Raw genomic sequence first — 25,109 nt, 5'->3', positions numbered from 1 at the left:
AGCCGCGCTGGCGGCAAGCAGCACGGCGAGCGCTGCGACAGCCGCAGCCGTCTGCTGCAGCGCCGCCAGCGCGGCAGGGAGCAGCAGCGTTGCGCCGTAGAGAACATACAGCGGGACGCCGGAGGAGTCGGAGCGGGCTGTCTCCGGCCCGGCCTGCGCTTCCAGACGGCTCAGCTTCTCACGGTCCTGCTCGCGCTCCGCTTCGAACCGGACCTCGCGCAGCGCTTCCTTCCATTCGTGAAACAAGCGCCTTGCCGTCCGAATACGGTCCAGTCCTTCTTCCACCGACATGTGATCGTCATCGAGCGTGAAGCTCTCTTCAGCACGGGCTCCATCGATGCCCTGACTGCGATCCTCTGCTCCGCTCCGACCATCCGCCGGCCCAAGCTCCTCGGCCCCGGATTCGCTTCGCACCCGTTCGGCTTCCGCCTCCAGCAGCGATTCGTTCTGCCGCCAGACGCGCCACTCCTCGCGGAAAGCGGACGCCTCCTCCCGGAGCATGACCGTCGAAGGGAGACGGTCCAGATGGTCCGTCGTCCATGCCGGATGAATACGGCGAAGCATCCGCTCCAGCTCCAGCCCAAGCTGCTCTTCTTCCGCTTCCGCCTCCGCTAGCGTCCGCTTCGCTTCTTCGTAGGCCGGCAGCCGGTCCAGCAATGCTTCGAGCGCCGCCCGGCGCTCCAGCACCGCGCCCTCGGCCTCCGCTTCCGCCTCGGCCGTCCTCAAGCCTTCCTTCAGATCGGACAGCGCAAGGGCGACCCGGTCAAGCTCGACCGTGAGCCGCTCCCGCTCGGCAAGCACCGCTTCCATCCGCGGCAGCGCGTCAGCCGGGAACGCATCCAATGTCTCGGGCAGCTCCGCCAGCTCGCGGCGCAGCTCCTCCCTCCGCAGCCAGTGCGGCTGGGCGCGGATGCACCTAGCAAGCCAGTCGGCTTCGCGCTGGAGCTTGTCCAGCTCGCTCTCCAGCGTCTCCTGCTCCGCAGCAAGACGATTCGCCTCCGCCTCCAGCGCATTGTAGCGCTCCGTCCGGCCGCGGCTTTGCGCGAGCTCCGCTTCCGCCGCCGCCAGCTCCTGTAGCGCCCGGTTCATCAGCGGCGTGCGTCCGCGCGGGCGGTACAGCTGCTCCAGCTCCTGCGCGAGCTTCTTATCCGCTCCGCGAATCACGCTGCCGCTCGCGCCGAGTCCCGCGCTGTACAAGAAGCTGCCGACCTCGCCCGATTGCAGCGTCCCGAGCTCCTGCAGCTCGGTCAGGCCAAAGGCGAACAGGCTGCGGAACAATTCCGGCGTAATGCCGCCTAAGAGCGCAGCTAGCTCCCGCTCACCCCCGGCCGTTCCGTCCGGAAACGTCACGCGTACACTGCCGGCCGCAGGCCCGCGCCCCCGCCCTCCGCTTGGGCGCTCCCACCGTTCGACCCGGTAACGGCGGCCTTGTTCGTCTACCAGCGTAATCGCCCCGCCTTGTCCGCCGCCCTCCCCCGGCGCAGTCAGCCGCTCCGCCGAGCCGCCGCGGGGAAAGCCGAACAGCACATCCCGAATAAAGCCCAGAACGGTACTTTTCCCCGCTTCGTTCGGGCCATAGAAAAGGGTGACCGAGGAATCCGCCAGAAGCTCCACATCGTTTAGCACACCGTAGCGGCGAATGTCGAGCCGTTCGATTCTCATTCGCTCCACCCCGTCTCCGCGCCGCTGCCGTCCGCCAGCAAGTCAATCGCCAGCTCCTCGGCTTCCTGCAGCCATGCGGCCCACTCCTCGGGCCCAAGCTCGCTTAGCAAAGCGGCAAGCTGCGGCTGCCCCATGAGCGGCGCCAGCGCTTCCTCCGCAAAGACCGACAGCCGCTCCGAAGATTCACCGGCCTCCGACGCAAGTCGCAGCAGATCGCCCAGAAACCCCGGCTTTGCGGCCAAGTCTTCGCGCGAAACGGCCGCTCCGGTCCGATCCTCGATGCTCTCGATCCAGACGGCTTCCCTGCCGCTCTCTCTCAGCGCAGACGTCAGCCCTGAGAGCCATCCGCTGCGGCGCATCGCCGCATGTAGCGGCCCGCGTCCGGTCAGCGACAGGCGCGCCAGAACCGCGCGTCCGTCCGCTGACGCGCAAGCCGCCTCCAGCTCCTCCTCCAGCGCATCCTTTAGCTGCTGCTCCGTCTCCAGCCCGGCAATGGACAGCTCCCGGACCTCCCAGCGCACATCGTCCAGCGGTTGAAACCGCAGCTGCGTTTCACCGCCCGACGCCACGTCGACCACGTAACAGCCGCGAGGGCCGGTTTCCCGGACGTGACGGCCTTGCAGATTGCCGGGATACACGACCCAGGGCCGTTCATGCAGCACCCGGCGCGAATGAATATGGCCCAGCGCCCAATAGTTCACCTGCCCGCGCGTCAAATCCCGCAGGCTGCAAGGCGCATAGTTGTCGTGTCCCGCATCGCCGTCCACATTCGTGTGCAGTATTCCGATGTGATATAAGCCGTCGTTATGCCGGACATAGCCCGGCGTCAAATTATCCGTTACCGCGGAACGGCCGAACGATATGCCCGATACTCGCGCAACCGATTCCCCGTCCCGCCCCCGGACGACGACGCTTTCCACCGCATCGCTTCCAAATACTTTGACCGTATCCGGCAAGCGCAGCTTCGCGCTGTACCCATCGTGCAGCGGATCGTGATTTCCATGAACGACAAAGGCGGGCACCCCGTGTCCCGCCAACGTTTCCAAAGCTTGCTGAAACCGCAGCTGAGCGCGCAGCGAACGGTCTTTCGCATCGTATATGTCGCCGCTGACGACGACGAAATCCACCTGCTCGCGAACCGCTAGGTCAACGAGCCGTTCGAGCGCCGTAAACGTCGACGCCTTCACCCGTTCCCTCAGCCCGTCCGGCAGACCGGACAATCCCCGAAACGGACTGTCCAGATGCAGGTCCGCGGCATGAATAAACCGAAACCCCCGCGTCATTTTCGAATCCTCCGTCCTTGTCTTACTCCGCCGGCGCCTTGCGGTACGTCCGGTACACGTTTCTGAGCTGCTGAACGACGCGCGTCATCGAGTACGTCTTGAGCGCCTTTTCCAGCGCTACACGCGACAGCTGATAACGGTACATCGGATCGCCGATCACCTTCTCCAGCGCCGTGGCCAGCGCCTGAACGTCATTGACCGGAACCAGCAGGCCGTTGCTGCCATGCTCGATCTGCTCGGCAATGCCGCCGACGTTCGTGCCGACAACGGCCAAACCGCAGAGCGCCGCCTCCGCAAACACCGAACCGAACGCTTCCGCCCGCGAAGGCAGGACAAACACGTCGAAGAACGGCATAAAGTCTTCCGGGTGAAGCATATAGCCGTAAAAAATCGTTTCATCATAAATCCCGAGCTGTTGAGCAAGCTCCTCCAGCTCCGTACGGATCGGTCCGTCTCCAATCAGATGCAGCACGAACGGCTGCCCCCGGCGCTTCAGCTCCGCGCAAGCTTGCAGCAGCGTATCAAGCCCTTTGGCAGGCACGAGCCGGCATACCGAGATCAACTGCGGCACTTGATTCTCGTGATGGACCGGACGGAAGCGCTTCTCGTCGAAGCCGTTCGGAATGACCCCGATCCGCTCCGGCTCCTGCACGTACTCGGACAAGTAATGCTTGAACGAGTTGGACACCGTAATCAACTGGTCCGCCTTTTCCTCCAGCTCGCGGTAGAGCGAGGCCAGGAAAGCATGCTCCGGGCCGTCTATCGCAATTTTGCCGTTCAGCACAAGCTCGCGCTCATAGCTGGAGTGAATCGTCATGATCAGCGGAGTGTCCGGAAACAGCTGCTTCATGACCAGTCCGGCGATCGGATGGTGGGCGTGAATCAAATCGTATGTCAACTTGATCCGCATCTTCGTCCACCAGATATAGTCCTTCATCGTTTGTATGTATTTATCGACTACCGGATGGCCGGCATACGGCTCCCAGTCGAACGTAGAGAAACGAATTTCCCCGGTGCCTTTGCCGCGCACCCGTTTGGGCAGCGAAAAGAGCTCCATCTCCCAGCCCCGCTTGTTAAACCGATCCAGCATAAAAGGAATCATGGAAGAAACCCCGCCAGGCTGTTCCGGCGGAAAAAATAACGCTTGAAGAATACGCATCCTACCCACCTCGGCCTCTCCCGTTGTTCGCGAAACGCAAGGGCGCTTCGTCACTACCATCCTAACAGTTCCGGAATGCGACGACAAGACTTCCCAAAACGAATATACGTTTGGTATAATCAGTACCATGTACCCGTTTACAAAGTGAGGCTTCCGCGCGTTTCATGAACAATCAGACGATTTGGGATTTGATCTTCGGACCGACCGGTTCGATCTTTACGCATTCGATGCTGATCGTCATCATTGTGATGACGTTTCTCGTCTCGTTCCGACTGCTGCTCTCACGCCGCAAAATTGGATATTTCTCCATGATCATTGCGCTGTTTATCCTGTTCGTTGAACACGCCCAGCTCATCGAAAAGACCTTGGCTCACGACGTAACCCCCTTGCAAGAATTCATCGCGCTGCTGATCAAGGTGCTTGCCTTTGTGATGCTCAATATCGGCATTTATCAACTGTATAACCCAACCCGCAAGCGGGACATCTTCGTCTTCGCCTTCTTTATCCTGTTGACCGCCGCCGTCTCGGTATCGTACTGGTTCGCGCCGGTCTGGCTGCAGGGCAGCGAGGATCAGTCCAAATTGCTTCGACCGCTCGGTATGGAGCTATATTTGTTTTTGCTGCTGTTCATGAGCTTCCTGCTCGTGAACTCCCGCATCGGCCAGAACGGGAAGTATCAGCTGATGCTGACCGTTTATTTTACGACCCACACGATTCATATGGCCAACGTCTATTTATTTGACAGCAAACAGATTGTCCTGAAATTTCTGGAGCAAACGATTCCGTTTGTCTTTTACATCGTTCTGTTCCTGTTCATTTTCGAACGGGTCATCGAGATCATGCAGGCCATTTACAACTCCTCCATTACCGACGGACTTACGAAGCTGTACAACCGGAAATATTTTTACAACCGCGTCACCCAATACGTGCAGCAACGAGCGCCGGTGTCGGTCATCTTCAGCGACATCGACAACTTCAAGAAGCTCAACGATACGAAAGGCCACCATATGGGAGATCAGGTGCTTAAGCAGGTAGCGCAGATCGTGAAGGAAGAAACAGAAGATTCCGGGATTTGCGGGCGTTACGGCGGGGAAGAAATGGTCGTGCTGGTTACGGACCCGGAAGTCGATGCCGCAGGCTTGTCGGAGCGTATCCGGAGCCGTGTGGAGACGGAAACGATCGTGACGGTAAGCATGGGATACAGTATGCTCAAAAAAGGGGTAAACGCGGAGGAATTGATCAAGCAGGCGGATGAAGCGATGTACAAGGCCAAGACGACCGGCAAAAACAAAGTCGTCGGCTTCTAGGCCGACTCCGGTCCGTACGCGCTCGGAAGAAAGGCGGGAAGCCGGCTTCCCGCTTTTATCGCAGGTCTATTCTATGGTGAACAATTCCTCCAAAGGCTGCTCCAAAAGATCGCTTAGCTTCTTGGCTGTGCCCGGGCCGACAGCTTTGACCGAACGCTCCAGCAAGCTGATATATGCATAGCTCAAGCCCGAGAGCTGGGCCAGGTCCCGCTGAGTCATTCCTTTGACGATCCGGGCTCGTACGATCGCGTTCGTTTTGGCTTTAATTTTCATGTTTGCGGTCCTCCCCCCTGCTGAACAACAACACACTACCATTATAATCAATTTAATTTACTTTTGCAACCAGATATGTTTACTTTTGTTAAATTAACTTTATTTGTACTTCCTATTTTTAACTGTTAATATATAGATATTCACCGTTTTTTACTTAACCTGTTTATTGCTTTGCCATTATTTCAATAATGTGGGTGTGTGCGATGGATTTCTACGATCAATTACGAGATATGCGCAAATTGAAAGGTTTCACCATTCGCGAGCTGGCAGACCGCTCCGGCGTATCGGCGGCCTATATTTCCCAGCTGGAGAACGGCAATCGCGGGGTCCCCTCGCCCGACGTGCTGATGAAGCTGTCCGAGGGATTGAACATTCCTTATACCGAGCTGATGCAAATCGCAGGCTATTTGGAGAAAACGGAGTCCGACAAGGAGGAAGGAAGCTATAAGAAGCCGCGGGTGAACCTGCGCCGTTTTCTGCGTGAGAACGACCTGATCTTCGACGGAATCGAGCTGACCGAGACGGATAAGGAATGGATCGAGCGGATGCTGACCGTCATGTTCTGGAAAGAAAAGCAGCTTCTCAGCAAAGACGAGCAGACGGCGGAAAGCCCCCAGGAAGCGGTGGAATTTTCGTATGAGTCGAAATAAAGCAGGAAAGTCCGGCTCCCGGCAGCTCCCGGGGAACCGGACTTTTTTCATGCGAAGAGTGAGACTTGAAGCATAACTTTGCTGCAACGGCAAGGAGATGCTTCAAATCGCGACAAAAACGGGAGTCGCAGTCGCAGCTCCCGTTTCAATCATTCAACTATCCACGGCGGTTGTCTTGTTAAGCTATCGTATTCGTTAGCTTAATCAATAGTCGTGTCACTATTGAGCTTTTATCTCCGCTTATCCCAAACGACCGTCGGGGTAAATTCCAACCACAATTATAAGCGTTCATTAATTTTGATCAGCACTTCCTTTAAAGTTCGCCTCTCCTCTGCGGTAAGAGCTTGAACGATTTCGTCCTCTACGCTTTGGAAGGAGTCATTAAAGGCTTCAATCAATTCAACGGCTTTGGGCAAAACATATATATTTTTTTGCCGTTCATTATTGGCAGGGATCTTACGCTCGATAAATCCTCTTTTCTCAAGGCCCTGAAGCATGCTTGTAATACTGGCTCCTCGCACATGAAACCGATCGGCAAGGTCCTTTTGAATAATATTTTTATCTTGGTTTTCGTAGATATAGTCGATTATTTTTCCTTGCTGAGCGTTTAAACCCAACTCTTTTATGCTCTCGTCCGCTCTTTTCTTTAACTTAAGGCCGATAATCTGAAACAAATCCAGATAAGGCGTATCCTTACGGGGCTTCATGATCGTACCTCCTCAAATTATTAGAAGGCTAACTGTCAGTAAATAGACTATACAGAAGACTAGCATACACGTCAAGAAAAACTTAGCTTATTGACAGTTAGAATTCTAACTTTTATACTCCTAAGTGATACAACACCACGCTAAGGAGGAATAAGAAATGAAGAATGTAACTCAATACTCTCCGTTAGAAGAAGTGACTGCAATTACGAATGCGCGTATTTTCGATGGAGAAAAAGTGATCGAGTCAAGGAGTATTGTCATCAAAGGGGGAACCATTATTGCGGTGGGCGGCGACATTCCGGCGAATGCAACTGTCATCGATGCTGAGAATGGAACATTATTGCCCGGCTTGATTGATGCGCATGTCCACACTTCCATCGGTGGATTACGAGATGCTTTACATTTCGGCGTGACGACAGAACTCGAAATGAACGGTGATTTTACGGAAAGAGGTCGCATGATCCAATTGAAAAATGTGGATGACATCGCCGATGTCCGTTCTGCAGGCACGGCAATCACCGCTCCGGGTGGTCATCCGGATGAATTGCTGCCAGATGGGGATGAGATTCCGGAATTCGTATTAAAGGAATTGGAGAAGTTGTCGAAGGAAGACCGGGAAGCTATGCTAGCCGCTTACGCCCACGATCACGAAGAAGTGCCGCAAGTAACGACGGTGGAAGAAGCGATCAAACATGTGCATACCCAGGTGGAGAATGGTGCCGACTATATAAAAATCATGATTGAAGAAGGAACAGTCATGGGTGCCCCTGGCCTGCCTGTTTTAAGCGACGAGATTCTAAAAGCAGCCGTGGAAGAAGCCCATAAGTTCGATAAAGTCGTTATCGCCCACGTCTTGACCGCTCATTCTTCGCAAACCGCCATCGATCTTGGGGTGGACGGATTGGGCCACCTGTTTATCGACAGGCCCGATTACACGTCGGAGTTAGTGCAATCCATCGTCGATTCTGGCGCGTTTGTTACACCGTGCTTGGTGTTGAACTCATCCATTCTTGGGAACCCAGCATCGGAATTGGCGAATGACCCGCGTGTTTATTCCAAATTAAGTCCGGAATGGATCGATATTTTGAACTCTACCTTCAATACTTTCCCGCAAGGCAAAATGGAAAATAGCTTTAAAAATGTGATGGATCTTCACCATGCCGGAGTGGATATTCTGGTCGGGACGGATGTCGCTCCCGTTCCCGTTCCGAATCTTGGCGGCCTTGCTCATGGAGCCAGCGTACATCATGAATTGCAATTGCTGGTTACGGCCGGCTTGACTCCGATAGAAGCGCTTCAGTCGGCTACCTCGAAACCGGCCCGTCGGTTCGGTCTTCATGATCGTGGCCGTATTGCCGAAGGTGCGCGCGCTGACCTGGTACTGGTCAATGGCGATCCGACAACCAATATCTCGGATACCCTATCCATTCAAGCCGTATGGTTCAAAGGTGTGCAAAAACAAAGTTAATCATGTTTTACTCGGATACCCAGTACCCGCGGCAAAGAAATGCCTCAAGCAAAGAATTAATTCAAGTCACAAAGAGGAAAGGACCGCTGCCGTAACACGGGCGGTCCTTCGGTTGTCACACGACGTGGATTAAATAGGCAGGCGCTTGCTTGATACGATCGTAGATACCGCGACTTTATTTATCAGCGTATCTCTTCCTTTGACTTCGATCAGGATCGTGTACCGGTCCGTCGATTTCAAGGTGCCTTGCATTTGAACACCGTTCTTCGTAATTAAGGTGACAGGTATCCTTTCCGCAATGAGCCGATCCAAAAACCGGTTCTGCACACTATCCTGGGTCTGTACGTTATCACTGCTTTTCGTCATGTAAGACATCCCTCTCTCTTTTTTAGGATTCCGTTCTATAGTATCACAACCGAATCTATTACTCTATTGCAAGGACAGACAAGGCCATGTAAACTATAAATAGAAAGTATCACGTTCCGCCAACATGCGTATACTGAAAAAGGAATGCGGATGCCGCGAACATCCGCACTCCCGCACAATAGCCGCTTCTCAGGGCGGTGGCTTAGACAAATTGTATGAGGATCTAGAAAGGACCGCTGCTTTGACCGAGGGCGGTCTATTTCTTTTTGTTAAGGTACGTTAGCAAAGCCAAGATGAACATCCCGAACCCGAACATCAAGGTAAGTGCTTGGTATACCTCCATAGGCCATCACCTCCGTTCCAGGAGGCTAGCCGACCGCCCTAAAAGCCATTCTATCGTGGTTTTTCCATTGTAACATATTATTCCATCGAACCCAAAGTAAGCTTGTCCAACCGGAAAACCAAACGGCTTTTGGGACCGAACAGTATGGACTTGCAGGACGACCGACTTACGTTATCCCGAGCATCAGTCCCCCCCACCGACAGGCTTTTCGCGGATTCTAACCGGGAAATATTGCAACCGGCGGTGTGATCGTTTATGATTGACATTACAGTAGGTCAAAAAAAGAGGTGATCGCTTGTCTCCCCGAACGAAAGAGCAAAACGAAGAAATCCGGCTTCTCCGGGTGAAGCAAATTATGCAAGCCGCGGCCGAAGTATATTTGGAACAGGGCATTACGATGGAAATGCGCGACGTTGCAGCCAGAGCGAATCTGGGCTATGGCACCGTGTACCATTATTACAAAAACAAGCACGCTCTGCTCGACGATCTGCTGTGGCAGGCGTTCCACGATGCCAGGCAAACGACCGAGGAAGCGTTCGGCGCTCCCCAGCCTCCCGGGCAGCAGCTCCGCCGGTACGGCACAGTTCTGCTGCGGCAATGGTTTCACGACCGGTCCGTCTATATTTTGTACAAGATGATCTGGGAAAACTTTCAGCAGGTCCCGGGCGGCCGCTTTCAAAAGCTGTACGATCAGTTCCAAATCGAGCTGTACCACCCTCTCGTGTCGGCTATTCGACAGCTTGGGGCGCAGGAGCCCGAGAAACGTGCGAATCTTCTGCTCGGCTCCATGATCGGCTGCGCCGGATTATGGATTCACCACGGCCATGAGGAGCCGGATACCGGAGATATAGCCGATTCCTTGGTCCGCAGTATCGAAACGAAGGGATGTTGAGCACATGATTACTTTGAAATCCAAGCAGGAAATTGAGCTTATGAAGCAAGCCGGCCAACTGGTCGCCGCTTGTCACCGGGAAATCGCCAAGCTTATGCAGCCCGGCATTACGACGTTTGAAATCGAAGATCTCGTAGATACGATGATTACCAAGCACGGCGGCAAACCGCATACCAAAGGCTACAATGGGTATAAGTACGCCACCTGCGCTTCCGTCAACGATGTGATCGCCCACGGCTTTCCAAGCCGTACGCCTCTTCGGGAAGGCGACATCGTCACCATCGATATCGTCGCGGAACTCGACGGCTGGCTTGGCGATTCCGCCTGGTGTTACGCCGTAGGCTCCGTTTCCGACGAAGCCCGGCGGCTGATGGAAGTGACCAAGCAATGTCTGGATCTCGGCATCGCTCAGGCCTTCGCCGGCAACCGCCTCGGGGATATCGCGCACGCGGTCCAATCCCACGCGGAGCGGAACGGCTACTCCGTCGTGCGCGATCTGCTCGCCCACGGCATCGGCCGGGATATGCACGAAGAACCCAACTACGCTCATGTCGGACTGCCTGGCAGAGGCGTACGCTTGAAGGAAGGCATGGTGTTTACGATCGAACCGATGCTCAATGCCGGCACACACCATATGTATATCGAAGCGGACGGATGGACGGCCCGAACGGCAGACGGACGGCTGTCGGCCCAATACGAGCACACGATCGCCATCACCGAAGACGGTCCGCTGGTGCTTACCGACCAAGCTGTGGCTCCCTGACGCCGCATCGGCCATAATTCTTCCTGCTCCATCACAACCGGTCTCAGCCCTTTGTCCGAGCTCTCCTGCCGGACGAAGGGCCGATTTGTATTTCCGCAAGTTCGTGAATTTCAGCCAATTTGCCGCACGTTTTCCCCGCCTGTCGCCCCTTGACCGAATACATTCTTTTTATAATCCCGGGACCGCAGACCCCCGGAGTCCTTATTCGCCTTACAGTTCATCGAATTTCGACAAATCGAAGGGGACCATTCGCCCCGTAAGCTAGGACATAAGAACCTTTTATGGTTTAGAAGGAAAATTTTTACTTAAAAGGGTATTGAAAAATTTAAAAATTGGTTTAATATAATATTCAAGTAGTCCACGTTGGAATATTTTACCTTATGTTTCGACGAACTACGATTACCCCCTACGGTCTTATCTCAAAAGAATTAACCACTTGATGAAAGAGGTGATGCTTTCTAGCGAAAACCTTGTATCGTCACCCGACGCCCCTATTTCAGTTGTACAAGCCTCATGCTTCCACTCGATTGATCCTGCCTTGCCTCCAGATGTTCGCTTCTGTAGTAATCACCTTCGACGAGACCTGCTTTAAATTTACTTTGCATCCCGCCATCGGTTTAATCAGTTTTTAATTCATTCTAAACCGATTGGAAAACAATTAAAAAGGAGAGATGACGTTTATGTTAAAAGTATGGGCATCGGTTATTACAGGAGCATTTTTGCTCGGAAGCGTGCAAGCCGTGCATGCTGCTCCACAAGATCAAGCCGCTCCGCTGGGGAACTTTGCCCCTAAGCTGATTACCGGGGAAAGCTGGAGCGCGCCGCAAGGCGTATCGGGAGAGGAGAAAATCTGGAAGTATCTCGAATCCAAGCAGGAAAGCTTCCAGATCGGCAAATCCGTCGATCTGAAAAAGCAGTTGAAAATTATCGGACAAACTACCGATGAAAAAACGGGAACTACGCATTACCGTCTGCAGCAGCTTGTGGGAGGCGTTCCCGTATACGGCGGCGTACAGACAATTCACGTCAACAAAGAAGGACAAGTCACCTCGCTGATCGGCAGCCTGCTTCCCGATCAACAGCAGCAAGTTTCGAAAAGCTTAACCTCGCAAATCAGCGAAGCGCAGGCTATCGCCGTTGCCCAGAAAGATACCGAAGCCGCGGTCGGCAAGCTGGGTGAACCGCAAAAGGCGCCAAAAGCGGATCTGTACGTTTACTTGCACAACGGACAGCCGGTCCTCGCCTATGTGACGGAGGTTAACGTTCTTGAACCGGAGGCGGTCCGCACGCGCTACTTCATCAGCGCCGACGACGGCAGCATTTTGTTCAAGTACGACATCCTCGCTCACGCTACGGGCACCGGGAAAGGCGTGCTTGGAGACACGAAAACGTTCACAACCACGCAATCCGGCTCCAGCTATCAATTGAAGGATACGACTCGCGGACAAGGTATCGTTACTTACAGCGCAGGAAACCGGACATCTCTGCCCGGATCGCTGCTCACCAGTACAAACAATATTTGGAACGACGGCTCGGCGGTCGACGCGCATGCCTACACAGGCAAAGTGTACGATTACTATAAAAACAAATTTGGCCGCAACAGCATTGACGGCAACGGCCTCCAGCTCAAATCGACCGTGCACTACTCCACCAGATATAACAATGCTTTCTGGAATGGCGTGCAGATGGTTTACGGAGACGGAGACGGCGTAACCTTCAGATCGTTCCCTGCCGATCCGGACGTTATCGGCCACGAATTGACTCACGGTGTTACGGAAAGTACGGCTGGTCTGGAATACTACGGCGAGTCCGGGGCGCTGAACGAATCGATCTCCGATATTTTCGGGAATGCGATCGAAGGAAAAAACTGGCTGATCGGCGACTTGATCACCCTCAATGCGGGCGCTCTCCGTTCTATGGAGAATCCGAAGCTCTACAGACAGCCTGACCGCTATCAAGACCGTTACACCGGTGGTTCCGATAACGGTGGCGTGCATACGAACAGCGGTATCAACAACAAAGCCTTCCACCTGATCGCCCAAGGCGGCACGCACTATGGCGTAACCGTGAACGGGATCGGACGCAGTGCGGCTGAACAAATTTTCTACGACGCCCTCACTCATTACCTGACTCCGACTTCGAACTTCTCGGCCATCCGCGCCGCTGCCATCCAAGCGGCAACCGACTCGTTCGGAGCGAATTCCTCCCAAGTGGACGCCGTTAAAAAAGCGTACACTGCCGTCGGCGTGAACTAATTTAAGAACGTAAGGCAAAGGGCTGCTCCCATTCGCAAATGAATGAGGGGCAGCCCTTTAAACTTTTTTATTGATAAGCTATCGGATCGGCCGTACCCGCTTCGTCGAAGCCTTTCAAGCGCAGCCGGCAGCTGTCGCAAACGCCGCACGCTTCCTCCTGCCCGTTGTAGCATGAGGTGGTCAAGTGATACGGCACGTCAAGCCGCATTCCTTCGCGAATAATCTCGGCTTTCGTCCAATGAATCAGCGGCGTTTCGATGCGAATCGGACCGCCTTCCACACCGACACGGGTCGCCAGCGCCATCACTTCCTCCACCTTCCGGATAAATTCCGGGCGGCAGTCCGGGTATCCGCTGTAATCAAGCGCGTTGACACCGATATAGATCGCTTCCGCTCCGATCGTCTCCGCATAGGAAGTCGCGATCGAGAGGAACAGCAGATTGCGGCCCGGCACGTAAGTCACGGGAATATCCGAATCGACCGCACCGCTTTCGCCGGCCGGCGGAACTTCAATCGATTCGTCGGTCAAGGCGCTGCCTCCGAACTCTTTCAAAAAGCCGAGCGCAATCACTTTATGGCGGCTCGCCGTTTTATAATATTCGGCCACCTGCCGCGCGTTCTCGATCTCGCGCCTTTGGCGCTGTCCGTAATCGAACGTGATCGGGTAAACGTCGTACCCGGCGTCCTGGGCCATCCCCATGCAGGTCGTGCTATCCAGCCCCCCGCTCAAAATAACGACTGCTTTTTTCATCGTTCACACCTTCATTCGTATGGTTATACCCCGCGAGCCGCAGGGTCCCAAATGATTTTATGCATCTGCATGTTCAGCTTCACCCCAGACAAGCCGTGCTCCAGCATCAGGCCGACCAGCTTGGCCGGAGGCATCGTTTCCCATACCGGGCTGAACAGCGGCAGCGCCTGGGTCGGGTACGCTTCGAGCAGCGCTTTGGCCGCATGAAAATCCCGCTCGCTCCCGATCACGAACTTCAGCTCGTCCTGTGGGCGCAGCTTCGCCAGATTCGCTGTAACCATCCGTTCCTCTTCACCGGAATCGGGCAGCTTGTAGTCCATAATGTAGCGAACTATGGGCGATTCGATCCGCTCCAGAAAGGGCGTCAGATCGATGGCGCCATTCGTCTCGATATGCAGATCATCGTAGCGGCCGGTTGCAACCAGCGCCTCGATGAGCGCCGCGGATTTATCGCCGTACAACAGCGGCTCGCCCCCGGTCAGACAGACGTGCCGCGAACGGTAACGTCCAGCCTCCGCGACAATGTCGTCGATTGTCATCGTAAATTCGGCCTCGGCCGGCGGATAGCTGTACTTCGTATCGCACCACGTACAGCGCAGATTGCAGCCGAACAGCCTTACGAACACGGTCGGAAAGCCGGCGCGCGTGCCCTCCCCCTCGACCGTCTCGAATATTTCCACCATCGGCAGCCGGATCATGCCGGATCATCTCCCATCAAGCGCGCCGTAACGGCCGCATAGCTGGTTGGCGTCTCCCACAGGCGGACTTCCTCCAGCCGTACCGCCGGGAACAGCCCTTCGCTCCGCAGCGCGTCGCGAAGCTGCTCGTACATCCAGACGACCATATTTTCCGCGGTCGTATTCATCGGCGGCAGCACTTCGTTCAAGTAACGGTGATCCAGACGGTCGATGATCCGTTCTTTTGCGATTCGCTTGATATCCGTAAAATCGATCGTAATGCCCCGGTCGTCGACCTTGCCGCGCATAACGACCTGAAGTTTATACGTATGCCCGTGCAGGCTTTTGCATTTGCCCTCGTAGCAATGCAAATGATGGGCGCTATCGAACGTAAATTCCTTGGAGACGAGCACTTCCCTATCGTGATATTTAAGCTCGCTCCGCTGAATGTCTTCGCCTAACGTTTGTACTTTTTTCGGAATCTCGTATGTCATTCTCGTTCACCTCTCCCAAAAGGACCAAACAATTATAGCATGCCGTCTTAGCTTCTCACAATATGGCGAAGCTTGTATAATGTAGGGATACCGACAGCCATAAAAGGAGTTCGACATGTCCTCTATGATCCGTTTGCCCGAAGCTTATATCCGACAAATGCAAATGCAACTTCCCGAGAGCGCCGAAGCGTTCCTGCGAAGCTATGAACAGCCCCGCACGCAAGGCTTGCGAATGAATCCCGCCAAAATCGATCCGGGGAGCGGCGGTCCCGTTCTGGAGCGCCTGCGCGGCACGTTCGAGCTGGAGCCCGTCCCCTGGTGCGAGACAGGCTTCTATTACCGGGAAGAAACGAAGCCCGGAAAGCATCCTTACCACGCGGCAGGGCTGTACTATATCCAAGAGCCGTCCGCCATGTCCGCCGTTGAGCTGCTTGACCCGCAGCCGGGGGACATTGTGCTTGACCTCGCCGCCGCACCGGGTGGAAAATCGACGCACATCGCCGGGAAGCTGGCAGGCCAAGGACTGCTGATCAGCAATGAAATTCACCCGGTCCGCGCCAAGAGCTTATCCGAAAATATCGAGCGGATGGGCGTCACGAACGCCGTCGTCGTCAGTGCTACGCCGCAGCAGCTTGCCGAGCGGTTCCCCCGCTTTTTCGATAAAATGATGGTCGACGCTCCCTGCTCGGGGGAAGGCATGTTCCGCAAAGACCCGGAGGCAATCGCCGAATGGTCGCCGGCTCACGTGGAGATGTGCGCGGCGCGGCAGCTCGACATTCTGCAATCCGCGGTTGCGATGCTGAAGCCGGGCGGGCGGCTCGCCTATTCCACCTGCACGTTCAACGAGCAGGAGAACGAGCGTACGGTTCACGAGCTGCTCCGCCAATATCCGCAGCTGCGGCTCGAACGGACGGAGCGCATTTGGCCGCACCTGCACCGAGGCGAGGGGCATTTTGTCGCCGTGCTGCGGCTGGAAGGGACGCCGGACGAGCCGCATGCGGCGATGACGGGCTCGGCAGCCCCACGTACACGGCAAGCCGGCAAAGCGAAGCGCGGCGCCGGACGGCCTGAGGAGGCAGCCATGCGGCTGTTCCAGCGGTTCGCCGAGGAGTCGCTAGCGGCTGGATTCGCGCTTCCGCCGGGCGAGCCGGTCTTGTTCGGCGAGCAGCTTTACCTGCTGCCTGCGCCAGCTGGCATCCCGTTCGGCAGCGTGATGCTTCAGGGGCTCAAGACGCTGCGCCCCGGCCTTCACCTCGCCGAGGTGAAGAAGGACCGCGCTGAACCGGCGCATGCTTTGGCGCTTGCGCTGACGGACGCCGCCCAAGCACGGCTTGCGGTCGAGCTGGCCGAGGGAAGCGGCGAAGCGGAACGCTACCTCCGGGGAGAGACTCTAGACGTCCCCGAAGCCCGCAGCGGGTGGACGCTAGTCACCGTTGACGGCTTCCCGCTCGGCTGGGGCAAACAATCCGGAACGCAGGTCAAAAACCATTATCCGAAAGGTTTGCGCCGGTAATTTGGCAAAAAAAGCAGCATGCGATCGATTGTGACCGCATGCTGCTTTTCGTATATGAGAAGCCTAAACTTTAAATTTCGCGACGGTTTCTTGAAGCTCTTCCGCCATTTTGCTCAGCAGCGCGGAGGAAGATGCGATTTCTTCCATAGAAGCAAGCTGCTCTTCCGTGCTCGCCGCCACTTGCTCAATGCACGCCGCGGTATCTTCGGAAATATGCGATACGGCATCGACGGCGTTCAAGACATTTTCGGAATTTGCGGCCATTCCCTGCGTCGCTTGCGAGACTTGGGCGATTTGAACGGCTACGCTGTCCAGGGAGCTCAGGATTTGTTCAAACGACCTGCCTGCCAAGTCCGCCTTAAGCATTCCCTGCTCCACTTCGTGCGTCGCCGTTTCCATACTGGCCGCGGTCATGTCCGTATCCTTTTGAATAGCGGCAATCAATTGCGAAATCTGCTTGGCCGAAGCGCTGGACTGCTCCGCCAATTTCTTGATTTCGGTGGCGACAACCGCAAAGCCTTTCCCCTGCTCTCCGGCCCTCGCGGCTTCGATGGACGCATTGAGCGCCAGCAGGTTGGTCTGGGAAGCAATTTCCGTAATCACGGTTGTAAAGGATACAATTTGCTTGGAACGGTCCCCGAGCCCCGTCACATCGTCGGACAGCGTCTTCACTTTTTGCCCGATGGCATTCATTTGATCGGTAACGGTCCGGATCGCTTCCGTGCCTTCTTGGGCCGTCTCTTGCGTATGCTGCGCCGAATCGGAGACGGCGTCGGTGTTATGGGAGACGGCCTGCAGCTGGGATGCCATATCGTTCATCTCCCGGTTCGTTTCGCCGATTTGCACCACTTGCTGCGCCGAGCCGTTAGCGATTTCTTGAACCGCCTGAGCGACCTGCTTGCCCGCTTCCGTAATTTGCTCGGAGCTGGCCGACAGCTGCTCGGCGGACGCGGCAAGCTGCATCGCATTGTCGTTGACTTTGTAGATCAAGGCTCGCAGCGACGAAGCCATTTTATTAAAGTTCGAGCTTAATACCCCCAGTTCGTCGGCACGGGCGATCTCGATTTGTTTCGTCAAATCGCCTTCGCTGATCAACAGCGAAGCTTCGTTAATTTTCCGCAGCGGCTTCAGAATCGAGAAAATAATCGCAGCCACCATCAAAGAGCCAATCAATGTGGACAAAACCAGCACGATGAGCGTAGATTTCAAAATCGGAGAAGCCGCATCGGCAATTTCCGATTCATACATGGTGCCGCCGATTTTCCAGCCCGAAGACGCATTGGTGGAAAACATCATTTTCTTCAAGACGCCGTCCATCTTGTACTGGAAATATCCTGTATCGGTTTTGTATAAATTGCTCGTCATCTCGCCCTCGGGCATTGGACTTCCGATTTCGCTGGTAGGATGATACACGTATTTCCGGTCCTGATCCGAAATGAAGACAAACCCTTCCTTGCCGATGCTTACCGTACGGGTGATTTCGGCAAGCTTCTTGGTCGAGATCGACATGGCAGCGACGCCCCGGCCGTCGGCCGTTTCTTTCGCAACGGTGAACACCAGATTCCCCGTGGCCGAGGAGATATAGGGAGAGGTGATGACGATCTTGCCCTTGTTTGCTTCCGCCTGCTTAAACCAGGCGCGCTCGCGAGGATCGTAATCGGCAGCCATTTTGGTTACGTCGGCGGAATCCATATACAAGCCGTTCTTGGTACCGACGAATACCATATCGGCATCCTTTTCGATTTCCCGGTACATCAGAAGCTGGCGACGCACCGAATCCTGCACCCCGATATTGGAATTGTCCGCCGCTTTTACGGCGCTTAAGTCGACGATGCGCGACAAGGCGTCCACCTGCTGCATTTTGGACGCGAAAAAATCGTTCAATAAGGCATCGATCAGCTCGACGGCTTCCCTTGACGAGCTGACCATTTGGCTGTCCACGTTTTGCCTTGCCGTTTGGTACGAGACATACGAGAGCAGTACCGTAGGAACAAGCAGTATGACCATAAAAGTGAAGATGAGTTTGTTTTTAATCGTAAAAAATACTTTGTCCTTCGTAATTTCTTTCCATTTGCTCCGAATCTGCAACCTGTTCATTTTTTCTGCCCGCCCTTAGATGAAATTTATTAAATGCTGGAACGATGTCCCATTATATTTTCGACAGATGACAAGGCATTTTTTAATAGTATTTTTTTACAACCGGTGCATTGCGAGGTGAATTAATAACGAAAACAAAAGGGCTCTTCGGATTACGTGGTGGAATGATAGATGGAGGGGAAATCTTCTAAAGCATGTGCAGAGACCGAGATTATGACAAAAAGCCGTCCAATGGATAAAGGACGGCTTTGATTCAATTGTTTGGAACGGTAATCTCTCTTATCGAAATCAATTGGATATAAAATTCATGAACTCTTCGTCAGATGATTCCTTTCTCATGTTCATAAGAAACCTTGCGTCTTCTCCGGCAAGATATCGAAAGCGGTCTATTTGATCCGTAGCGGCTTCGTAAATCACCTCGGCTACCATTTCCGGCGTTGAGGCTGTCTCAAAACTTTCCAATTGTTTTTGAAGAACCGTTTGATGAAATGTTCTATACATATCTATGGAATCGTCCGTTATCAATTCCAAGGATCGGCCAGTAAAGTCTGTGGCAATATTTCCTGGCTCGATAACTTTAACCTTAATATTTTGCGTTGCTAATTCATAGTAGAGAGATTCAGAAAAGCCTTCAATTGCCCATTTGCTTGCGTTGTAGAGGGTTAAAAGCGGAAAAGATACCCGTCCCCCAATTGATGATATATTTATTATCATGCCTTCTTTGTTTGTTCTGAAGTGGGGCATAATTGCTTTGATCGTATTCATGACACCAAACAAATTCACATCAAATTGTCTTCTTACTTGAGCTTCTGTCGCAGCTTCAAACACTCCAAATGCAGCATAGCCCGCATTATTCAGCAGAACGTCGATTTTTCCGAAACGTTCAATTCCTTTTACGATGGCATCTTGAATCGTTTCCTTTTGTTCGACATCAAGTTGTGTCACCAAGACATTATCTAATCGATTTAATTCAGTTTCCTTCTCCGGAGAACGCATAGTTGCGACCACGCCCCATCCTCGTTCCGAAAAATGCTTGACTGTTGCTCTTCCAATACCCGAAGAAGCACCTGTAATTAACATTGTCTTCATTTTCTTCTCCTCCTCTTACTTTAACCTGTGGTAGAGTATACAACAGAAAATGAAATAAGTAAACCAAACAGCACTATTTAGTTTACTTATTTCATTTTGTTTATTTTTATTATTTAATAAGCTATAATGTTATTAAGAATAGAAGAGGTGACTCCTGTTGGTAAAAAAAGCAGTGGGCTTGGATAAGTATATCGAGAGAATCAAACCCGTTATTAGGAAAACCAAGTTTAGCCAAATGAGAATAGACGACATTCTCAAACATATGGATATCAGCAAGGCGACACTATATAAGCATTTTTCAACCAAAGATGAAATCATTCAGGTGGTTGTTGATCATTATATTGCTTATCTCCTTGAAGCAGATGCGATTGTCCAAAATGAGGCGGTCTCGTTTGCCGAACGATTTCAGAAAACATATGAACAATCTTTGAAATGCGTTATCTATGTATCTGATCTTTTTTTAGAAGATCTTAAAGAAGTTTATCCAAACTTGTTAGAACATCTTCAATCGGCTCAAATAAACCGCAATAAAAACTTGCAAGCTTTCTTTGAGTCCGGTATGGATCAAGGTTTTTTTAATCGAATAAATGCTGCATTATTCATGGTTCAGGATGATGCTGTTTTGCGACGTATTATGGAACCTACGTTTTCAATACAGTATGACCTTACGTTAAGACAAGCTCTCCTCGATTTTTACAAGCTGAAAAAGTATCAGTTGTTTAAACCAGAGTATCTTAATACAACTGAGGATTCCGTTATGGAAAAAGAGATCGTTCAAATTTTGCAAACCATATCATAAGTATGTAATCGTTTAAATGACTGGAAATTCTAAAGACGTTTTCCACCACAAAATCCGAATACCCAACAAAAGAAATAGCCTGTTGAGGGTCTCAACAGGCTTGGACTGTCCCGCAAGGACAGTCTATTTTTCATTCACTTTGGCTTTGACGCGAAAGACCGAACAATGCGGCCCATATAATGACGAAGCCGACCAGTTGGTCCGGCGTAACGGCTTGCTGGAATACCAGCCAGTTGATCAGCAAGCCGACCGCCGGAAAAGACAGCTCGGCCAGCGTTGCATAAGAAGCTTTCGTATCGGTCAATCCCCGGTAGTAGAGTAATAGACTGAGCAGTCCCGGGATGAAAGCGCCCATAACCAAATTAATGATCACCGCGCCCCAGGCAATCGACTCCGCAGGCTGAACGAGCGCCATTCCCTGGCCCGCCGACAAAGCCAGAAGCAGCGGCAGCGCCAGCAGGAAACGGAGAGCCGTTACCGTCTCGAACTTCATTTGCCCAAGCATCAGCCTGCCCATCACCGTCGAGCCGCCCCACAGTGCAGCCGCCCCGATGGAGAGCAATCCGCTCCAGGTCGCGATATCGCCCCAATGTCCGATCGGCGCCTTCCAGCCGAACGTCAGCAGATAGGTACCGAGAAGCGCGAGAATCAAGAGCAGCGCAAAGCGCCGCGGCAAGCTTTCTTTGAGCACGATCCGGGCCAGGATGATCGCAAACAGCGGCTGCAGCTTTTGCAGCAGCAGCACGGCATTCGGATTGCCATGGGCGAAGGCCGAAGTAAACAGGATCGTCGCCAGGGCCGACCCTCCCCACGAGATGAACAGCAGAGCCGCAAGATGGCGCAGCTTCAAGCCTCGCAGCTCCTGCCTGTGCAGCCAGACGACCGGCACGGCGTAGACGAGCAGCAGTACGTGCTCGATTAAGACAATTTGTGTAGAAGTAAACGATTTAAGCAGCAGGATACGGAATAAAGGATCGACGCCCCATAGCGCCGAACCGAGCACAACCAGCCATAATCCGCTCCGCACGCTTGCATTGGCCGTAGCAACACGGCCGTTTAATCCGACAGCAGTAACTCTGTCCATATTCAACAACCTCCCAAGGTGTTTGAACAGGACCCTTCGAAAAGAAGTCAGCCCCGCTATCAGTTAAGATAACGGGGCATATGCAAATAAGCTCACCATGAGCCGTTTTTTTACAAAACGATTCAAACCGGCATGCCTACTTTGTGACCTTCTCCCATCCGGACTATACCGTCGGCCTTGGAATTGCACCAAGTCAGTCGTCGTTCCGCTGCGGAAATCGACGAGTCGCGGGCTTGAGCTCTGTGCGAGCCTTCACCGCCGGTCGGGATTTTCACCCTGCCCCGAAGGTCCTAATTCAATTAGAAAGCATTTTATCATATGCTTTTCGCTTTCAGCAAGCCTTTTTTGCAATTAATGGACGTTCTCCGTTTCGAACAGCACTTCTTCGATCAGCCGGTTGTTGTGCATCATGGACAAGTTGAGCGCGGAGTAATCTTTCTCCTTATCAAGCTCCTCCATCAGCAAGGTAGCGATCAGCTCCCGGTCGTCGGTGCTGCCAGGCTCGCGGAAGTCGATAAAGCCGGTCAGCTGGCGCTCACTGATATCTACCGTGGCCGTGCCGATCGGAAGACCGCCCCGGGCCTGCTGGTAAATTTCGTAGGTCAGCACTCCCCTGTCATCACGGATGAGCATAATCGTATACGGCTTGTCTTCGTCGTCCCCGCTCCACAATACCTCGGAGTCTTCCTCCTCCGCCAGCAAATCCTCGTGGGTTAGCTGGATCACTTCGAAAATCTCTTTGTCGAAGCTCATCGCGATTTCGAAGCTGTCCACTTCGTCCTCGTCGAAATCAAGCACAAGCAGATCAGCAGCGATATCCAGCTCGGCTTCGTCAGGTTCGATCATCCAATAGACCGTGCCGGTCACTTCGCGGTCCTCGACTTGGAGAAATATTTCGGCGACAAAATCTTCGTCTCGATCATAGAGATGGTATTCCAGTCCATCCTCGTCTTCTCCGACTAGCACCAGCTCGAAATCCGCCATGGTGAAGTCGTTCTGCTCCCCAGGGGGCTCGTCTTCAAGACGCGTATCGTTATCGACCCAATCTGTGTCATAATCGAAATCTTCTTCTGTCGAGACGACCCCGGCATAGGCTTCCGCTTCCCGTTCCGAAGCGATTACATGGTCAAAGCTGCTATAGGTGACCATCACCTCGCACCCTTTTGCCTGCAGCGCGTCCAGCAGGGAGTCCACATACCGGTGGACCGCATCGAACACTTCGTTTTTCTCCGCGTCGTCAAGCACTTCCTTCTCCAATTGGAGCGCGCCTGCGATTCGGTCGGATTCACGGAAGACGAGAGATAGCGTGCCCACAAACCGATTTTTGAACATGATGTCGCTGACTTCGCCGCCCGCCGTCCTCAAATCCGGTCTTAAGCTGACATGCGTCATTCGGGTCCCCTCCAATCAGGTTATGCACTCGGGCAGTGCGGAGTTTTCTACCCTCATAGCATGTCCTTCCCTGACGGAAAACTATGCGCGAAGCTCCCCCGAAGGGAGCACGTAACGGCGCAGCGCTTCGTGCACGCCGTCGTCGTTATTGGACAGTGTGACGGCATCGGCAGCCTCTTTGACCGCGTCAGGCGAATTGTCCATCGCTATCCCGAGCCCGGCAAAACGGATCATATCGATGTCGTTGTAATAGTTGCCCATGGCCACGATTTGTTCGGGAGCAATATCCCATTGGGCGGCGAGCGCCTGCAGCGCACGACCCTTGGACACTTCCTTCGACATCACGTCGACAAAGTGCACCCCGCTTCTTAGCGCATGAACGCTCGGAGGCAGCGATACTCGCGCCAAGTCCCGTTCGACCGCGTCCATCTCTTCCTCCGACCCAAACATCGTAAGCTTCACGAGCGGAACGGTCATGCTCAGCACGTCCTCCACCCGCTCGGGAGAAACCATAAATTTTTCGTACATCGCCGCTTCCCGCTCGCCGACTTTCTCGACGAACATATCCAGCGCGGTATTCACATCAAAATGAACCCGCTGCTCGCGGCAATAGCGGATGAGCTCGGCGATGGTCTGCACCTCGAAGCCGAATTGATGCAGCAGCTTCGGTCCCGGCGTCTCAACGGTCGCCCCTCCGTTATGCGTGATCAGCACGCCGGTCAGGCCCAGACGCTCCAGCACCGGGATCGCATTGGCCGGACCCCGGCCGGTGCACAGTACGATCCGGGCCCCTGCTTCGTGCGCCGTGCGCAGCGTTTCCACCGTTTTGTCCGTTACTTCATAGTCATCGTTCAAAAGCGTACCGTCCACGTCAAGCGCAATGATGCGATAGTTCATTTCTTTCTCCGCTCCCTTGTACTTCTTCTCTCTATTGTCAGGTAAAAAGCTATTCCCCATGGGCCAGCAGGCTTTGCCGCTCTTCCTCCGTCAATTCCCGCGCCTTCCCGAGCGGCAACGCCTCGTCGAGCTTCAGCGGCCCCATGGACAGCCGTTTCAAATAGGTCACCTGCTTACCGACCGCTTGAAACATCCGTTTCACCTGATGAAACTTACCTTCATGTATGGTCAATTCGATGCGGGAATGCTCGCCCGCTTCGGGGCGGCCGCAATGCAGCACGATCAATTCGGCCGGCATCGTCACATAGCCGTCATCGAGTGTGACGCCGCGCGCGAACGCTTCGATGTCGCTTTTGTCCACGGCGCCGTTCACTTCGGCATAATACGTTTTCGGAACATGCTTTCGCGGCGACAGCAGATTGTGCGCCAGCTTGCCGTCGTTCGTCAGCAGCAGCAGTCCTTCCGTGTCTTTGTCAAGTCGTCCAACCGGGAATACGTCAAAATGCGAGTACTGCTCGTCCAGCAAGTCGAGCACGGTCCGATCCCTCGTATCTTCGGTCGCGGACACGACGCCTTGCGGCTTATGCAGCATCAGGTAGACGAACTCGCGGTAAACCACCGGCTCGCCGTCGACCGTAATGCGATCCCGCTCGGGATTCACCTGCATTCCGCTGTCCTTTGCCGTTTTGCCGTCGACGCTGACGACGCCGCGCTTCACGAGCTGTTTGATTTCGCTGCGGGTGCCGAAGCCCGTATGAGCCAGCAGCTTGTCCAGACGTAGCGTTGCTTTCATCTTAGGTCCACCTCCAACCGGCGGGATATTCGTTCTTCAGCATCCCGTCCTGTACTTTCGCCCAGCCGACGGGGTACCCGTCGATGCATACGAGGGCATATCCTTTGGCGGGAACGCCGTCCGCTGTGGTGCGAAGCTCGCCTGGGGCAAGCTCCAGCGTCTCGCCCTTCAAATACCGCACGGCCCGCGGATCGTCGGCCGTGAACGTCACCATGCGCAGCGCCTCTTCCGCGCGTAATCCCATCGCTAGCGCGTGCGAAGGCGTGAAGCGCTGCTTGGCTACGCTGCCGAGGTACCATCCGGGGCGGATGACCCGGATGCCGTCCAGCGGCGGCAGCCCCGCCGGCGCGGCGTACACGTGCTCGCCGCGGCATTCGAGCTCGGCCGCGCCGTAC

At 54.1% G+C, this 25,109-nt stretch carries 25 protein-coding genes and 1 riboswitch; of the genes, 8 read left to right on the top strand and 17 right to left on the bottom strand.

Annotated features, from left to right (window positions below; translation table 11 throughout):
- The 3 genes from PEL01S_RS31975 to PEL01S_RS31965 all read right to left on the bottom strand — a co-directional run.
- Window positions 1–1,662 (bottom strand): AAA family ATPase (locus PEL01S_RS31975; RefSeq protein WP_164824353.1); only part of this gene is annotated, 1,662 nt, incomplete at its 3' end.
- Entirely contained in the window at window positions 1,659–2,945 is a 1,287-nt protein-coding gene (locus tag PEL01S_RS31970; protein WP_127463086.1) for a metallophosphoesterase family protein, read from the bottom strand. The genes PEL01S_RS31970 and PEL01S_RS31975, both read right to left, overlap by 4 nt.
- A gap of 22 nt (window positions 2,946–2,967) precedes the next feature.
- Window positions 2,968–4,104 carry a glycosyltransferase family 4 protein gene (locus PEL01S_RS31965; protein WP_127463088.1) on the bottom strand — a complete coding sequence of 379 codons (1,137 nt, stop codon included), beginning with the start codon at window positions 4,102–4,104 and terminating at the stop codon, window positions 2,968–2,970.
- 164 nt (window positions 4,105–4,268) lie between these two features.
- Between PEL01S_RS31965 and PEL01S_RS31960 the strand changes: the two genes are divergently transcribed.
- A complete protein-coding gene (locus PEL01S_RS31960; protein WP_127463085.1) occupies window positions 4,269–5,411 on the top strand; it encodes a GGDEF domain-containing protein in 1,143 nt (380 codons plus the stop codon).
- 66 nt (window positions 5,412–5,477) lie between these two features.
- Here the strand turns inward: PEL01S_RS31960 and PEL01S_RS31955 are convergent, their stop codons facing one another.
- Window positions 5,478–5,684, bottom strand: coding sequence for a helix-turn-helix domain-containing protein (locus tag PEL01S_RS31955; protein WP_010498610.1), 207 nt, complete (start codon window positions 5,682–5,684; stop codon window positions 5,478–5,480).
- A gap of 188 nt (window positions 5,685–5,872) precedes the next feature.
- Here PEL01S_RS31955 and PEL01S_RS31950 point away from each other — a divergent pair, with 188 nt between their 5' ends.
- On the top strand, window positions 5,873–6,334 hold the full coding sequence (locus PEL01S_RS31950) for a helix-turn-helix domain-containing protein (protein WP_307722015.1): 462 nt from the start codon (window positions 5,873–5,875) through the stop codon (window positions 6,332–6,334).
- 278 nt (window positions 6,335–6,612) lie between these two features.
- Here the strand turns inward: PEL01S_RS31950 and PEL01S_RS31945 are convergent, their stop codons facing one another.
- Window positions 6,613–7,041, bottom strand: a complete 429-nt coding sequence (locus PEL01S_RS31945) for a MarR family winged helix-turn-helix transcriptional regulator (protein WP_127463084.1) — start codon at window positions 7,039–7,041, stop codon at window positions 6,613–6,615.
- Between the two features lie 157 nt (window positions 7,042–7,198).
- Between PEL01S_RS31945 and PEL01S_RS31940 the strand changes: the two genes are divergently transcribed.
- Window positions 7,199–8,509, top strand: coding sequence for an amidohydrolase family protein (locus tag PEL01S_RS31940; protein WP_127463083.1), 1,311 nt, complete (start codon window positions 7,199–7,201; stop codon window positions 8,507–8,509).
- A gap of 129 nt (window positions 8,510–8,638) precedes the next feature.
- Here PEL01S_RS31940 and PEL01S_RS31935 read toward each other — a convergent pair whose 3' ends face one another.
- Together PEL01S_RS31935 and PEL01S_RS35475 are read right to left on the bottom strand one after the other, a co-directional pair.
- Window positions 8,639–8,875: an RNA chaperone Hfq gene (locus tag PEL01S_RS31935; protein WP_029191755.1), complete on the bottom strand. Its 237-nt coding sequence runs from the start codon at window positions 8,873–8,875 to the stop codon at window positions 8,639–8,641.
- Between the two features lie 256 nt (window positions 8,876–9,131).
- Window positions 9,132–9,218 carry a putative holin-like toxin gene (locus PEL01S_RS35475; RefSeq protein ID WP_108531390.1) on the bottom strand — a complete coding sequence of 29 codons (87 nt, stop codon included), beginning with the start codon at window positions 9,216–9,218 and terminating at the stop codon, window positions 9,132–9,134.
- A 295-nt stretch (window positions 9,219–9,513) separates the two neighbouring features.
- Between PEL01S_RS35475 and PEL01S_RS31925 the strand changes: the two genes are divergently transcribed.
- The 3 genes from PEL01S_RS31925 to PEL01S_RS31915 all read left to right on the top strand — a co-directional run bounded on the left by PEL01S_RS31925 (window position 9,514) and on the right by PEL01S_RS31915 (window position 13,128).
- The gene (locus PEL01S_RS31925; protein ID WP_127463082.1) at window positions 9,514–10,110 is read left to right on the top strand and encodes a TetR/AcrR family transcriptional regulator; all 597 of its coding nucleotides are present in this window, start codon (window positions 9,514–9,516) and stop codon (window positions 10,108–10,110) included.
- 4 nt (window positions 10,111–10,114) lie between these two features.
- The gene (map, locus tag PEL01S_RS31920; protein WP_063179610.1) at window positions 10,115–10,873 is read left to right on the top strand and encodes a type I methionyl aminopeptidase; all 759 of its coding nucleotides are present in this window, start codon (window positions 10,115–10,117) and stop codon (window positions 10,871–10,873) included.
- Between the two features lie 680 nt (window positions 10,874–11,553).
- Window positions 11,554–13,128: a M4 family metallopeptidase gene (locus PEL01S_RS31915; RefSeq protein WP_127463081.1), complete on the top strand. Its 1,575-nt coding sequence runs from the start codon at window positions 11,554–11,556 to the stop codon at window positions 13,126–13,128.
- Window positions 13,129–13,195: 67 nt separating this feature from the next.
- Here PEL01S_RS31915 and queC read toward each other — a convergent pair whose 3' ends face one another.
- The 3 genes from queC to queD are packed head-to-tail and all read right to left on the bottom strand — an operon-like array spanning window position 13,196 to window position 15,050.
- Window positions 13,196–13,879, bottom strand: a complete 684-nt coding sequence (queC, locus tag PEL01S_RS31910; RefSeq protein WP_127463080.1) for a 7-cyano-7-deazaguanine synthase QueC — start codon at window positions 13,877–13,879, stop codon at window positions 13,196–13,198.
- A 23-nt stretch (window positions 13,880–13,902) separates the two neighbouring features.
- Window positions 13,903–14,577 (bottom strand): 7-carboxy-7-deazaguanine synthase QueE, encoded by a 675-nt coding sequence (locus PEL01S_RS31905; RefSeq protein ID WP_127463079.1) that lies wholly within the window; start codon window positions 14,575–14,577, stop codon window positions 13,903–13,905.
- A complete protein-coding gene (queD, locus tag PEL01S_RS31900) occupies window positions 14,574–15,050 on the bottom strand; it encodes a 6-carboxytetrahydropterin synthase QueD (protein ID WP_127463078.1) in 477 nt (158 codons plus the stop codon). The genes PEL01S_RS31905 and queD overlap by 4 nt, the downstream gene beginning before the upstream one ends.
- Before the next feature lie 124 nt (window positions 15,051–15,174).
- Between queD and PEL01S_RS31895 the strand changes: the two genes are divergently transcribed.
- Window positions 15,175–16,563, top strand: coding sequence for an RsmB/NOP family class I SAM-dependent RNA methyltransferase (locus PEL01S_RS31895; protein ID WP_127463087.1), 1,389 nt, complete (start codon window positions 15,175–15,177; stop codon window positions 16,561–16,563).
- A 63-nt stretch (window positions 16,564–16,626) separates the two neighbouring features.
- Here PEL01S_RS31895 and PEL01S_RS31890 read toward each other — a convergent pair whose 3' ends face one another.
- The gene (locus PEL01S_RS31890) at window positions 16,627–18,660 is read right to left on the bottom strand and encodes a methyl-accepting chemotaxis protein (protein ID WP_127463077.1); all 2,034 of its coding nucleotides are present in this window, start codon (window positions 18,658–18,660) and stop codon (window positions 16,627–16,629) included.
- Window positions 18,661–18,948: 288 nt separating this feature from the next.
- Window positions 18,949–19,749: an SDR family oxidoreductase gene (locus PEL01S_RS31885; RefSeq protein ID WP_063179621.1), complete on the bottom strand. Its 801-nt coding sequence runs from the start codon at window positions 19,747–19,749 to the stop codon at window positions 18,949–18,951.
- A 157-nt stretch (window positions 19,750–19,906) separates the two neighbouring features.
- On the opposite strand from PEL01S_RS31885, the gene PEL01S_RS31880 reads away from it, so the two are divergent.
- Entirely contained in the window at window positions 19,907–20,548 is a 642-nt protein-coding gene (locus PEL01S_RS31880; RefSeq protein WP_239551420.1) for a TetR/AcrR family transcriptional regulator, read from the top strand.
- Window positions 20,549–20,678: 130 nt separating this feature from the next.
- Here the strand turns inward: PEL01S_RS31880 and PEL01S_RS31875 are convergent, their stop codons facing one another.
- The 5 genes from PEL01S_RS31875 to PEL01S_RS31855 form a co-directional block, all read right to left on the bottom strand.
- Complete coding sequence (locus PEL01S_RS31875) at window positions 20,679–21,632, bottom strand: DMT family transporter (RefSeq protein WP_127463076.1); 954 nt, start codon at window positions 21,630–21,632, stop codon at window positions 20,679–20,681.
- Window positions 21,633–21,774: 142 nt separating this feature from the next.
- Window positions 21,775–21,925: riboswitch (FMN riboswitch) on the bottom strand.
- Window positions 21,926–21,983: 58 nt separating this feature from the next.
- A complete protein-coding gene (locus PEL01S_RS31870; protein ID WP_127463075.1) occupies window positions 21,984–23,024 on the bottom strand; it encodes a hypothetical protein in 1,041 nt (346 codons plus the stop codon).
- Window positions 23,025–23,105: 81 nt separating this feature from the next.
- Window positions 23,106–23,921, bottom strand: coding sequence for a Cof-type HAD-IIB family hydrolase (locus PEL01S_RS31865; RefSeq protein WP_127463074.1), 816 nt, complete (start codon window positions 23,919–23,921; stop codon window positions 23,106–23,108).
- 49 nt (window positions 23,922–23,970) lie between these two features.
- Entirely contained in the window at window positions 23,971–24,714 is a 744-nt protein-coding gene (locus PEL01S_RS31860) for a pseudouridine synthase (RefSeq protein ID WP_127463073.1), read from the bottom strand.
- Between the two features lies 1 nt (window position 24,715).
- On the bottom strand, window positions 24,716–25,109 hold a 394-nt coding region (locus tag PEL01S_RS31855), incomplete at its 5' end, for an RsmF rRNA methyltransferase first C-terminal domain-containing protein (protein ID WP_174807042.1).

Source organism: Paenibacillus elgii NBRC 100335 (assembly GCF_004000865.1).
Taxonomy (GTDB): domain Bacteria; phylum Bacillota; class Bacilli; order Paenibacillales; family NBRC-103111; genus Paenibacillus_G; species Paenibacillus_G elgii.
The sequence above is the reverse complement of the archived record's forward strand: the minus strand, read 5'-3'. Positions and strand labels throughout refer to the sequence as shown.